The sequence below is a fragment of the Microcoleus sp. F10-B2 genome (assembly GCF_036704965.1).
Taxonomy (GTDB): domain Bacteria; phylum Cyanobacteriota; class Cyanobacteriia; order Cyanobacteriales; family Microcoleaceae; genus Microcoleus.
Genome location: NZ_JAUBTB010000033.1, coordinates 63,907 through 75,441, shown reverse-complemented (window position 1 = coordinate 75,441; position 11,535 = coordinate 63,907). Strand labels below are relative to the sequence as shown.

General features: G+C 44.2%; 14 protein-coding genes. 11 read left to right on the top strand and 3 right to left on the bottom strand.

What is annotated here, in order from left to right:
• Window positions 1-213: 213 nt before the first annotated feature.
• Window positions 214-1,233 carry a calcium-binding protein gene (locus tag QUA99_RS14965; protein WP_333237955.1) on the bottom strand — a complete coding sequence of 340 codons (1,020 nt, stop codon included), beginning with the start codon at window positions 1,231-1,233 and terminating at the stop codon, window positions 214-216.
• A gap of 141 nt (window positions 1,234-1,374) precedes the next feature.
• Window positions 1,375-2,358 (bottom strand): calcium-binding protein, encoded by a 984-nt coding sequence (locus tag QUA99_RS14960; RefSeq protein WP_333237953.1) that lies wholly within the window; start codon window positions 2,356-2,358, stop codon window positions 1,375-1,377.
• A 534-nt stretch (window positions 2,359-2,892) separates the two neighbouring features.
• Here QUA99_RS14960 and QUA99_RS14955 point away from each other — a divergent pair.
• The 7 genes from QUA99_RS14955 (at window position 2,893) to QUA99_RS14925 (ending at window position 8,565) form a co-directional block, all read left to right on the top strand.
• On the top strand, window positions 2,893-6,888 hold the full coding sequence (locus tag QUA99_RS14955; RefSeq protein ID WP_333237951.1) for a magnesium chelatase subunit H: 3,996 nt from the start codon (window positions 2,893-2,895) through the stop codon (window positions 6,886-6,888).
• Between the two features lie 67 nt (window positions 6,889-6,955).
• Complete coding sequence (locus tag QUA99_RS14950; protein ID WP_333237949.1) at window positions 6,956-7,174, top strand: DUF6888 family protein; 219 nt, start codon at window positions 6,956-6,958, stop codon at window positions 7,172-7,174.
• A complete protein-coding gene (locus QUA99_RS14945; protein WP_333237947.1) occupies window positions 7,171-7,374 on the top strand; it encodes a DUF6887 family protein in 204 nt (67 codons plus the stop codon). The genes QUA99_RS14950 and QUA99_RS14945 overlap by 4 nt, the downstream gene beginning before the upstream one ends.
• Window positions 7,375-7,512: 138 nt before the next feature.
• On the top strand, window positions 7,513-7,830 hold the full coding sequence (locus QUA99_RS14940; RefSeq protein ID WP_333237946.1) for a DUF433 domain-containing protein: 318 nt from the start codon (window positions 7,513-7,515) through the stop codon (window positions 7,828-7,830).
• Window positions 7,827-8,174 (top strand): DUF5615 family PIN-like protein, encoded by a 348-nt coding sequence (locus QUA99_RS14935; RefSeq protein ID WP_333237943.1) that lies wholly within the window; start codon window positions 7,827-7,829, stop codon window positions 8,172-8,174. The genes QUA99_RS14940 and QUA99_RS14935 overlap by 4 nt, the downstream gene beginning before the upstream one ends.
• A gap of 66 nt (window positions 8,175-8,240) precedes the next feature.
• The gene (locus QUA99_RS14930; protein ID WP_333237941.1) at window positions 8,241-8,369 is read left to right on the top strand and encodes a hypothetical protein; all 129 of its coding nucleotides are present in this window, start codon (window positions 8,241-8,243) and stop codon (window positions 8,367-8,369) included.
• Window positions 8,359-8,565 carry a type II toxin-antitoxin system HicB family antitoxin gene (locus QUA99_RS14925; protein ID WP_333237938.1) on the top strand — a complete coding sequence of 69 codons (207 nt, stop codon included), beginning with the start codon at window positions 8,359-8,361 and terminating at the stop codon, window positions 8,563-8,565. Before QUA99_RS14930 ends, QUA99_RS14925 begins: the two co-directional genes overlap by 11 nt.
• A gap of 22 nt (window positions 8,566-8,587) precedes the next feature.
• Here the strand turns inward: QUA99_RS14925 and QUA99_RS14920 are convergent, their stop codons facing one another.
• Complete coding sequence (locus QUA99_RS14920; protein ID WP_333237936.1) at window positions 8,588-9,982, bottom strand: ATP-binding protein; 1,395 nt, start codon at window positions 9,980-9,982, stop codon at window positions 8,588-8,590.
• Between QUA99_RS14920 and QUA99_RS14915 the strand changes: the two genes are divergently transcribed.
• The 4 genes from QUA99_RS14915 to QUA99_RS14900 all read left to right on the top strand — a co-directional run bounded on the left by QUA99_RS14915 (window position 9,975) and on the right by QUA99_RS14900 (window position 11,150).
• Window positions 9,975-10,115, top strand: a complete 141-nt coding sequence (locus QUA99_RS14915; protein ID WP_333411431.1) for a hypothetical protein — start codon at window positions 9,975-9,977, stop codon at window positions 10,113-10,115. The two genes, QUA99_RS14920 and QUA99_RS14915, sit on opposite strands and share 8 nt — an antisense overlap.
• A 51-nt stretch (window positions 10,116-10,166) precedes the next feature.
• Window positions 10,167-10,397, top strand: a complete 231-nt coding sequence (locus QUA99_RS14910) for a hypothetical protein (RefSeq protein ID WP_333237935.1) — start codon at window positions 10,167-10,169, stop codon at window positions 10,395-10,397.
• 11 nt (window positions 10,398-10,408) lie between these two features.
• Window positions 10,409-10,537, top strand: a complete 129-nt coding sequence (locus tag QUA99_RS14905) for a hypothetical protein (RefSeq protein ID WP_333237934.1) — start codon at window positions 10,409-10,411, stop codon at window positions 10,535-10,537.
• A 223-nt stretch (window positions 10,538-10,760) separates the two neighbouring features.
• Window positions 10,761-11,150 carry a hypothetical protein gene (locus QUA99_RS14900; protein ID WP_333237931.1) on the top strand — a complete coding sequence of 130 codons (390 nt, stop codon included), beginning with the start codon at window positions 10,761-10,763 and terminating at the stop codon, window positions 11,148-11,150.
• The last annotated feature ends 385 nt before the right edge of the window (window positions 11,151-11,535 follow it).

Sequence of the window (11,535 nt, the reverse complement as noted above, 5' to 3'; positions counted from 1 at the left end):
TGCAATCATTTGAGGTTTTGGCAATTCTGAATTTCTTTGAAATGAAATCTGCTTGAATATCTGCGGAATGTGGGTTAAAGGAATTTCTCATCCCACTTTCTTGCAGATTTAGATTGGCTCACCCCTGAATTATGGCAATTGTATCTCACGATTTTTGAATTAATCAGTCTCCCCATGATGGACTAAGGCAAACCCTCCATAGCTGCGATATTTTTACCCAAGGAAAGATCTAATAACACCAGATTCTGGTAATAGCTTTAAGTTGAGATTTCCGCCACCTTCAAGAACAGCAATTGTGTCAAAGCGACTGGTTGTGGCAATACCATTTGCAACGACGGGGAAGCCATTCGTTTGAATAGCTAAATCTCGATTATTGTTGATTGGAAACACCAATAATTGATCAAAGGGAATCCCTATCTGGATGATATCCTGACCTTGAGTAAAGTTCCGAATTGTAGCAAAACCTGGGCCGATGTAGAACTGTCTGGATGAGAGCGTTCCTCCCCTGAAGCCAACAATGTCACCGAGCACGAATTTATCGCGGCCGCTACCGCCAGTGAGAGTATCGAATTCATTGCTGCCGTCACTTTCATAATTTCGGGGGCCGGGATAGGTAAAACCTACTTCAACTCCAATTAATTCGACCTTCCCTACCCCTACACCAGTGAGGATGTCATTACCGGAAGTTCCGACAAAAGTTGCCTCGCGGCTTGGCTCGAATTGCCCAAACTTGAAGTAATGTTCCCGACCAGTTTTTAATGTTCCAGAGCTGATAGCCTCAAACACATTGACGAAGTATTCCGGTTCAAAGAAAGATGTTCCCAAACGACCTTCTTTTACCCCGAATTGAATGAAATGCTGGTAGCCATTTTTAAAAGTTCCATTCTGAATAAACGGCTGCAAATCTCGGTTAGTTGCTACGTAAAACGCTTCGTCATACTCAGGCGATACGCGAGTGCGACCCTCTTCGTAACCGTATTGGATAAAGTGGTCTAGTCCGGTCGCAAAAGGCGCGTTTGGATTGTTGGGAGTGCGGACAAATGGTTTAAGGTCTGGATTTCCCTCAAGGTAAGTATCTTCGTCAAAATACCGCGATATTTTTGTGAGGCCGACGGCTTGACCGAATTTTTCAAAGTGTTCTCTTCCAGATTTGATGATGCCTGCATCAATGGCTGGTTTCAGCCACGGATATGAGGCAAGGTAGTATTGTTCGTCGAAGATATCGTAATTCATAGTTTGCTGTTTAAAGTAAAGTGCGATCGTACTTTTTTATAGAACCATCGCCCACCAATAAAAAATCATTAATCATCAGCATTAGCTAATGACTAATGACTGATGACTAATGACTAATGACTAATGAGCAATGACCAATGACTATCCTATCAAGAAAGTACCGTTACCGTTAGATTCTTGGAAAGTCAAACCCAAGCTTGCTCCTCCTTCAATCACGCCGAGCACGTCTCCAAAACGCTGGATTGACAAATTGCTGCCAATTGGAGTCAGGCTGTAGCCGTTTAAAGAAGTTCCTTGCAGTTGGATAAAATCGCTTTCTATGTCGAAGTTGCGAATCGTAGCTTGACCGTTACCCAAATACAGCGGTGTCGGGGTGACATTCCCCGCTGTAGCAGGAACTCCGAGTACGAATGTATTAGTTCCCGGGGCACCAATCAGGACATCGAATTCATTGGTGCCAAAGCTTTCATACTGACGGTTGCCGTTGCGATCTATACCTACTTCCACTCCCACAAGTTCGACATCCCCGACGCCAACACCAGTTAAAACATCGTTGCTGCGACTGCCGACAAAAGTCGCGTCGCGGGCCGGCTCAAATTGTCCAAAATTGAAGAAGTGTTCCCGGCCGGTTCTCAAGTTTCCAGAGTTGACAAACGGTACAATGTCGGGGTTTTCTTTTAAGTATTCCGGTTCAAAAAATGAAGTTCCAAACCGACCTTCTTTTGAGCCGAATTGAATGAAATGCTGGTAGCCTGATTTGAAAGTTCCGTTCTGAACGAACGGTTGGAGTTCAGAGTTGTTTGTTAAATAAAAGCTTTCGTTGTACTCAGGCGATACTTGGGTGCGGCGCTGTCCTTCATCGTAACCGAACTGGATAAAGTGATCGAGGCCGGTCGCAAAAGGTGCGTTTGGATTGACTGTACGGACAAAGGGTGCTAGGTCTGGATTTGCAGCAAGGTAAGCATTTTCGTCAAAATAACGCGATACTTTAGTTAGACCGCCTTCTCGCCCGAATTTTTCAAAGTGTTCTCTCCCGGATTTGATGACTCCTGCGTCAATGGCTGGTTTGACCCAAGGATATGAGGCGAGGTAGAATTGTTCGTCGAAAATTGCGTAGTTAGCCATGTTTCCCCCTAAAGTGTTGATGAGTTCGATCGTGAATACCGATTAGTTTTCCATGAATTCGATCGCCGATCGGGAATTTACACAAAACAGATGTTATGAAATGGTTTTAAGTTCCTGGTCAAATGTCAACTTTTTTGACTCAGCAATTATCCGAAGGCTACATTCTACCTTCACAAATTATGCCTTTTTTCCATCTGTTAACTGCTCGATCGCAAGTTTGATCTGTTATACAAAAATGGGAACTTTTTTCAGGATTTCTTTGTCAATCGTTGGTTAATTTTTAATTATTTTTATCCAACCAATTAATCCTATACATATAAAATATAAATTGTCAAGTAAATTTTTGTAAATAAAATATGGAGTATTTACTCAAGGAATTTCTAAAAAAATGTAACAAAAAGTTGCCATAAATTTGTCGAATTGTGTAGCGTGCAGGCTCAAATCGCCTAATGGCAAGCGTTTTCTGGTAAAAATGCTTATGGGATAAAAAAATTCCCGATTCCCGAAAACAGCATCTTAAAGGAGCCTAACCGGATGTTCACTCACGTCAAGCCCACCATTCGCCACGTTGTGCCGGAAAACTTGCAGGGGCGATCGCTCATGAAGGTGGTCTATGTCGTACTGGAACCGCAGTATCAAAGCGCCCTGTCGGCAGCGGTTCGATCGATAAACCAGAAAAATCCGAATCTGGCAATAGAAATCAGCGGCTACCTGATCGAGGAACTCCGCAGCCCGGAAAATTACGAGGCCTTCAAGCGGGATGTGGCGGATGCCAATGTATTTATTGCTTCTCTAATTTTCATCGAAGATTTGGCAGAAAAAGTGGTAGCGGCAGTTGAACCGCTGCGCGACAGCTTGGATGTCGCCGTCGTCTTCCCGTCGATGCCAGGGGTAATGCGGCTCAATAAAATGGGCAGTTTCTCGATGGCACAGTTGGGACAAAGCAAAAGTGCGATCGGCGAATTCATGAAAAAACGGAAGGAAAAATCCGGGAGTTCCTTCCAAGACGGAATGCTGAAACTGCTGCAGACTTTGCCGAAAGTGCTGAAATATTTGCCCATCGACAAAGCCCAAGATGCGCGAAACTTCATGCTGAGTTTCCAGTATTGGCTGGGCGGTTCCCAAGAAAACTTGGAAAACTTCTTGCTGATGCTGTCACATAAATATGTTTTCAAAGGACAGGAACAGTTAACTTTTGAAGAGCCCGTTGTCTACCCGGACATGGGAATTTGGCATCCTTTGGCACCGTCGATGTTTGAGGATGTCAAAGGATACCTCACCTGGTACAACGCCCGCAAAGATATTTCGGCAGACCTCAAAGACCCTCTCGCACCTTGCATTGGCTTGGTGTTGCAGCGGACTCACTTAGTCACGGGAGATGACGCGCACTATGTAGCAATGGTGCAGGAATTGGAGGCAATGGGGGCGCGGGTGGTGCCGATTTTTGCCGGCGGTTTGGACTTCTCGAAACCCGTCGAAACTTTTTTCTTGGAAGTTGGGGCGAAAGGTGTTGCACCGCTGCCAATAATTGATGCGGTCGTTTCTCTGACTGGTTTTGCGCTGGTGGGCGGCCCGGCGAGACAAGATCACCCGAAGGCGATCGAATCTTTGAAAAAATTAAATCGCCCTTACATGGTGGCTTTGCCGCTGGTTTTCCAAACGACGGAAGAGTGGGAAAATAGCGATTTAGGCTTGCACCCGATTCAAGTTGCTTTGCAAATTGCCATTCCCGAGTTGGATGGCGCGATCGAACCGATTATTTTGTCGGGAAGAGACGGCGCAACTGGCAAGGCGATCGCCCTGCAAGATAGAATCGAAGCAATTTCCCAGCGCGCCATGAAGTGGGCAATGCTGCGCCGCAAACCAAAATTAGATAAGAAAGTTGCGATTACAATTTTCAGTTTTCCCCCCGATAAAGGCAACGTCGGAACAGCAGCATATTTAGATGTTTTCGGCTCGATTTATGAAGTAATGAAAGGCTTAAAAGGCAACGGCTACGACTTGCCCGAATTGCCAGATTCCGCCGAAAAACTGATGCAAGAAGTCATCCACGACGCAACAGCCCAATACCAAACTCCCGAATTGAATATTGCTTACCGGATGTCCGTAGCCGAGTATGAAGAATTCACTCCTTACTCGGAACGCTTGCAAGAAAATTGGGGGCCGCCTCCGGGACATTTGAACAGCGACGGACAAAATTTGCTGATTTTTGGCAAACATTTTGGCAATGTGTTTATCGGAGTGCAACCTACTTTTGGATATGAAGGCGATCCGATGCGGTTGTTATTCTCTCGTTCCGCCAGCCCGCACCACGGTTTTGCTGCTTACTATACATATTTAGAGCGCATTTGGGGTGCGGATGCGGTGCTGCACTTTGGCACTCACGGTTCGCTAGAATTCATGCCTGGTAAGCAGATGGGAATGTCTGGGGAATGTTATCCCGACAGTTTGATCGGCAAAATTCCCAATATCTATTATTACGCAGCCAACAATCCCAGCGAGGCAACAATTGCTAAGCGCCGCAGTTATGCTGAAACAATCAGTTATCTGACTCCTCCGGCTGAAAATGCTGGTTTGTACAAAGGTTTGCAGGAACTCAGCGAGTTAATTGCTTCTTATCAAACTTTGAAAGAGACTGGGCGGGGTGTGCCGATTGTTGATGCGATCGTCGAAAAATGCCGTTTGGTAAATTTGGACAAGGATATTGCGCTACCTCCCGAACAAGAAAGAGGGGTTGCTGCGGGAATGACTGGCGAGGAACGCGACAATTTAGTTGGCTTGGTTTACCGCAAGTTGATGGAGATTGAATCGCGGTTGTTACCTTGCGGTTTGCACGTTATCGGTAAGCCGCCGACTGCTGAAGAGGCGATCGCAACTTTGGTGAATATCGCCAATTTAGACCGCGAAGAAGACGGGCTGATCAGCTTGCCGCGGATTATTGCTAACAGTCTCGGACGCGATATCGGCGAAATTTACACCAACAGCGACAAAGGCATTTTAACTGATGTTGAATTGCTGCAAAATATCACCTTTGCCTGTCGGGATGCCGTTGGCGCTTTGGTGAAGGAACAAACCGATGCTGAGGGTAGAGTTTCCCTTGTTTCTAAGTTGAATTTCTTCAACATGGGTAAGAAAACACCTTGGGTTGAAGCCTTGCACGCCGCCGGTTACAAAAAAATCGATCCAGAACCGATTAAACCGCTGTTTGAATATCTGGAATTCTGCTTGCAGCAAGTTTGTGCCGACAACGAATTAGGCGCACTGTTGCGCGCGTTAGAAGGCGAGTATGTTCTGCCTGGCCCGGGCGGCGATCCGATTCGCAACCCGGATGTTTTGCCGACGGGCAAGAATATGCACGCTTTGGATCCGCAGTCAATCCCTACAACGGGGGCGGTTAAGTCTGCTAAGGTTGTAGTCGATCGGCTGTTAGAAAGACAGCGCGTTGATAACGGCGGAAATTACCCAGAAACGATCGCCGTTGTGTTGTGGGGAACCGACAACATCAAGACTTACGGCGAATCCCTCGCGCAAGTAATGTGGATGGTGGGAGTGAAGCCAGTTCCCGACGCTTTGGGCCGGGTAAACAAACTCGAATTGCTTTCTTTAGAAGAGTTGGGCCGCCCTCGGATCGACGTAGTAATTAACTGTTCCGGCGTCTTCCGCGACTTGTTCATCAACCAAATGAACCTGTTAGATAAAGCCGTGAAAATGGCAGCGGAAGCCGACGAACCGTTAGAGATGAACTTCGTCCGCAAACACGCCTTGAAGCAAGCTGAAGAAATGGGAATTAACCTGCGGCAAGCAGCAACCCGGGTATTTTCCAATGCCTCTGGTTCCTATTCATCTAACGTCAACTTGGCGGTGGAAAACAGCACCTGGGAAAGCGAAGCCGAGTTGCAGGAAATGTATTTAGCCCGCAAATCGTTCGCCTTTTCTTCCGACAATCCCGGAACAATGGAACAAGACCGGAAGATTTTTGAATCATCCTTGAAAACTGCGGAAGTCACCTTCCAGAACTTGGATTCTGCGGAGATTTCCCTAACCGACGTGTCGCACTATTTCGACTCCGATCCGACTAAATTGATCGGCAGTTTGCGGGGCGACGGGAAGCAACCGGCTTCCTTTGTTGCTGATACCACCACAGCCAACGCGCAGGTGCGGACGCTATCAGAAACCGTGCGTTTAGATTCGCGGACTAAGCTGCTGAATCCGAAGTGGTACGAGGGGATGTTGTCGCACGGTTATGAAGGCGTGCGGGAGATTTCTAAGCGTCTGGTGAATACGACTGGATGGAGTGCGACGGCGGGCGCTGTGGATAATTGGGTGTATGAGGATGTCAACACTACGTTTATCCAAGATGAGGAGATGCAGAAGCGTTTGCTTAACTTAAATCCTCATTCGTTCCGCAAGATTGTCAGCACTTTGCTTGAGGTGAACGGTCGGGGTTATTGGGAGACTTCGGAGAACAATTTGGATCGTCTGCGTGAGTTGTATCAGGAGGTGGAAGACCGGATTGAGGGGGTAGAATAGAGTTATAATGTACTAGAGCAGGCATCTGGCCTGCTCTGCCTTTTATTTTGGTGGATAAAATGACTGTTTGCAACTACTTGGAGTCGATTACGATCGGTGTATGAGGGAACCAACGGCAGAACAGTTACGGAGTTTATATCGGCTGTGTCATCTACTTACCAACGTGATGTTTCACCCAATTCATATAGTGCGTTTAGATGAACGAACTCTCAATCTATTTATCTTAGCAGGACAAAGCGAAGAGATTGAGTTAGAAATTCAACCTGATGGGAGTATTGAGCCATGAGTAATGTCAATTATGCTGCAATGAGCGATCGCGAACTAAAGCAATACATTCTCACTCATAGAGACGATCGAGAAGCTTTTTATGCCTATATGGATCGGCGGCATTCTCGTCCTCACAAAGTTAGTATAAAACTTGACGATCCAGCTTGGGAAGAGAAAATGATATCAGCTATTCGGATGAAATTAAACTCTGCTAATTAATACAAAGTGATTTCTCTGATAGTCCGATTAGGATGGTAGGTTTAGCTGAGGAATTTTAATAAACAGGAGATGAATATGAGATGGAATGGATGAAAATATATCTTCATAATTAAATTAGATCCATTAACGAGGTAAACTATGCCACTAACTGCAACCGAATATAAATACGTAGAATTAGATGAGAAGAATGTGCCTATCATCACAGGGACTACTATGAAAGTAGTTGAATTAATGACTTCGGTAAAAGCTTACAGCTTGAGTCCTGAAGAATTACTGGAAAGCTATCCTCACCTAACTTTGAGTAAAATTTACTCTGCCTTAGCTTACTACTGGGATCATAAACAAGACCTTGATGCAGATATGCAGCGCCGATTCGAGTATGCCGAAAAGTTGCGATTAGAAGCGGGTGAATCTCCTTTGGCTAAAAAACTCCGCGCCCAAGGACTAATTAAATGAGTATAGCTTTGTACATGGATGAGAATGTGCCTCTACCGATTACAAATGGACTGAGACAAAGAGATGTAGATGTTTTGAGAGCTCAAGAAGATAACCATCAAAACACGCCAGACCCTATTATACTCGATCGCGCAACGGATCTTCAGCGCGTTGTTTTTACACAAGACGAAGATTTTTTAGCCATAGCTAACAGCCGCCAGCAAGAAGAAGTAAATTTTGCTGGCGTCATCTATGCCCATCAACAGAATGTAACTTTTGGTGATTGCATTCGTGACTTGGAAATTATTGCTAAGGTTAGCGAACCTGAAGATTTAGTTAACCGCGTTCAGTACCTACCTTTATAACCAGCCCTGGTCAATAAAAAATGCTAATGTGCGTCACCTTCTATCATCATTTTTACCAAGGAGGGAGTGGCAGAAATCCTCAACATCCAACCCCAAAAAGCAGATAAATCAAAAGGTAAAGCTTATCAAGTAAAGCAAGTTCGTGCAGTAATTTTGAAATATAAATTGGTTAACCAAGATGATAATGAAGTATGAAGTAATCATTTACTGGAGTGATGAAGACCAGGCATTTATTGCCGAAGTACCAGAATTGCCAGGATGTGCTGCGGATGGGGAAACTTATCAAGAAGCATTGCAAAATCTAGAGATTATTATGCAGGAGTGGGTTGAGACTGCTAGGCAATTAGGGCGATCGATCCCTCAACCTAAAAATAGATTAATGTTCGCATAATAGAGCAAGGTTGCCGCCCTTTTTAATTCGATCGGTTAGAAAGATACTGAGTTTTCACATACTGTTTCATCACAGGATTCAAAATAAATAAAGTTATCTTTTCCCGTTCTACAGCATCCAATAAAAAGCGATTTCCAAGAGATCGCACTGCATTGACTATTTCTGACGGCGAAAATGGTATTTTGTTGAAAATTTGCGACACAGCAAGGGGTTCAGGTTGATTAGCCAGGTGAGTCATCACTGCCAACTCTGCCGGAGTCAAACGCCCAAAAGGTTTAGATAACTGAGATTGCAACCCTTCATCTAAAATCGGCATCTCGCACTGAAAAAACTCAGAAACTCTCCCCCCAAACAAGTCTTGAATCAGTGTTGCCGTGAACTCCAACCACAGAGGATTGCCTTGATAAATATCAATCAAAGTTTCCCATGTTTCCTCATCGGATAACTTTTGTGAGTTCAAAATCTCTTTAGCTGCTACTCCTAAACTTCCCAATACAAAACATCGCACGGGATGATTATCTTTTGATAATCTGGCAATTTCTCTGGGTTTTTCCCAACTATTCAATATCAAACAACTTTGATGACAAACTTCGCCAATTAGTTTAAAAAATAACTGATAATCTTCATATCCAGTTTTATATTGTCCTGCGAGTTGTCCGCTGCCCAAAAGCATCTGCACGTCATCGAGGACAATCAAACATCGGTATTTTCGCAGGTAATCGAGGATTTGGGAAATTTTGGTTTCGATGCTTTGGGGAGTTTCTGATTGTTGGGAAAAGATTTGCAGCAGGTTGGTGAGGGTTGCGTCTAGGGTGGGGGAAAAGCGGAGGCTGCGATAGATGACGTAATCGAATTGGGTTTTGATGCGATCGATTAGGCTTAGGGAGAGGGTGGTTTTGCCAATGCCGCTGATTCCGAGGAGGGCGATGAGGCGAGTGCGATCCTGGGTTATCCAGTTTTCGAGGGTGGAGAGTTCAGAAGTGCGATCGAAAAAGGTGAATATTTCCGGTGCGTCGCCTAAGTCTATGTGGAGTTGTTTGGGAGTTGGTTGGGAGTTTTGCGGTTTTGTTGGACTTCTCGCCCTGTCTTGACAAATGTTGACGTTATTAATCGCTACATAATCTCTACCTACTCTAGCGATAGCTGATGAAAAGTTATCAAATTTCGCTTTTTCTAAAATTGATCTAAAATTTCTTTTCGTAATCTCTTCTCCGAATCCCTCTGAAAGTATTTGCCATAATTCCGAACCGATATCTCTAGTATGACCTTCACTGGAATGAGTCGCGTCAGCAATTTGTGTGTATGTTCGACCTTGGAATGTCCCTTCTAGGATAGCCTTTTGCAGATAGTCTATATGTTCTCCCGTTTTGGCGAAGATTAGTTCGTCTGCGAGTTTCAAGACTTCTGCGATGTCCATAGGTCAGTCCTGTGCTGGGATTTGTCATATTATATCCGATATTTCCGACATTTCCGACATTTTTTCCGACATTTCCGACAAGATTCCGACATTTGCGATCGAGCTACCTGGGGAAAGTCCCGACATTAGCTGATTCATCATTGTACTACACTGAGGTTTAGGTAAGTAAGTAAGGTAAATATAGATGTCTAACAAGCCACTACAAGACGGAAGAGGTAAACAAAATCAACAATCAGCCAAGAAAGATGTAGAGCAGGTAGTTACGGATTTACACTTAACAAAAGATGAAAGAAAAAAACTACATGATGCGCTGGGTGAGGATTATCTTGGCTACCATGAAATTCTGGCTCGAGCTAAATCTTTGTTTGATCCCTGTCACATTTCTTATAAAAATGGTGAAAAGCCTCGTTGGTAGACAATTTAGTTATGGCTAAAGATAAAATTGGGGAAGTTAAAACGCCATCCGGTTCTACCTACTATGTTTATTGGGACAAAGGTAGTGGCGAAGTATATGTTGGCAGTGAGTCTGCTGGTAAAGCCGATTGCAAAGGGTGAGGCTTTGCGTAAAGCTGACTACTACGCAACTACGCTTAAAAAATGGAAGGATTGATTGAAAAAAGTTGCGATCGCTTCTTCTCATCTACTATGGGGTAGTGGGAAGGATGGGAGAGGGATTAATAAGGCGCGATTGGTTCCCTGCAAAAAGGAAAAAGTCCTGTTAATTGCGTAAACAGATTATTTCCTAGTAACTACATAAGTAATTTGGGAGGATGTCAGTATGAAATTATCCATAGATCGTCAAGAGAAAAAAGGTTTTTTTGGCGGAACTTACTACGAATCTCATATCCAATTGATTTTAACTGAAGAAGAGGAAAAAATTGCAAAAAAAATGGGTTTGATGAGCGTAAACATTTTTCATTGGGAGGCGTCTAAACAAGATCAACAGGTACTTCTTACATTGACAAACAAATCTAGCTCAGGTCGTCTCAGCTTTAAAGAGTTAACTAGCGGGGTCACAGCAAAAAGTATGGGCGAAATGGATCTCAACCGTCTAGCTTTTACTGAAGATAGGATGCGGGCCAAGTGCAAGGAAATTAAAGTGGCGATGGACAATTATATTTCACAAAAGAATGCAGTGGGCAAGGGAAAATATGAAGAAGAGTTTTAGAAATACATAGAGTGTCTAGCTAATTAGATGCCTAGCAAAGGAATTAAAAGTTAGTAAGATATGGAAAAAAAACATGGAAACTAGACCTGTACAAATGTCAGATATTCGAGTCCCTAATAGAAGCGAACTCAATGAGGGAAAAATAAAGTCAATAGAAAATTCTCCTGACTCTATCTCAAGTCTACTCCACTCCAAGACAGATCCTATAGCCCTGCATAAGGGTAAACCTCCTTACGAAGTTTATAGTGGAAGACACAGAGTTTATGTAGCTTTTCAGAAGGGAATTAAGCTAATTCCAGCAGTTTTTACTTAATCAACGATCGCCCTTATCTTTCTCAAAGTCCGATCGCCCTGATATTCCGCAAGTGCGATCGCCCCTTCTTTT

What these genes read in the sequence shown, in the direction of transcription:
- QUA99_RS14945 (WP_333237947.1), top strand. Translation starts at nt 7,171, where the DNA reads ATGAGTAATGTCAATTATGCTGCAATGAGCGATCGCGAACTAAAGCAA.
- QUA99_RS14915 (WP_333411431.1), top strand. Translation starts at nt 9,975, where the DNA reads ATGTCCATAGGTCAGTCCTGTGCTGGGATTTGTCATATTATATCCGAT.
- QUA99_RS14900 (WP_333237931.1), top strand. Translation starts at nt 10,761, where the DNA reads ATGAAATTATCCATAGATCGTCAAGAGAAAAAAGGTTTTTTTGGCGGA.
- QUA99_RS14955 (WP_333237951.1), top strand. Translation starts at nt 2,893, where the DNA reads ATGTTCACTCACGTCAAGCCCACCATTCGCCACGTTGTGCCGGAAAAC.
- QUA99_RS14925 (WP_333237938.1), top strand. Translation starts at nt 8,359, where the DNA reads ATGAAGTATGAAGTAATCATTTACTGGAGTGATGAAGACCAGGCATTT.
- QUA99_RS14935 (WP_333237943.1), top strand. Translation starts at nt 7,827, where the DNA reads ATGAGTATAGCTTTGTACATGGATGAGAATGTGCCTCTACCGATTACA.
- QUA99_RS14960 (WP_333237953.1), bottom strand. Translation starts at nt 2,358, where the DNA reads ATGGCTAACTACGCAATTTTCGACGAACAATTCTACCTCGCCTCATAT.
- QUA99_RS14965 (WP_333237955.1), bottom strand. Translation starts at nt 1,233, where the DNA reads ATGAATTACGATATCTTCGACGAACAATACTACCTTGCCTCATATCCG.
- QUA99_RS14910 (WP_333237935.1), top strand. Translation starts at nt 10,167, where the DNA reads ATGTCTAACAAGCCACTACAAGACGGAAGAGGTAAACAAAATCAACAA.
- QUA99_RS14920 (WP_333237936.1), bottom strand. Translation starts at nt 9,982, where the DNA reads ATGGACATCGCAGAAGTCTTGAAACTCGCAGACGAACTAATCTTCGCC.
- QUA99_RS14940 (WP_333237946.1), top strand. Translation starts at nt 7,513, where the DNA reads ATGCCACTAACTGCAACCGAATATAAATACGTAGAATTAGATGAGAAG.
- QUA99_RS14905 (WP_333237934.1), top strand. Translation starts at nt 10,409, where the DNA reads ATGGCTAAAGATAAAATTGGGGAAGTTAAAACGCCATCCGGTTCTACC.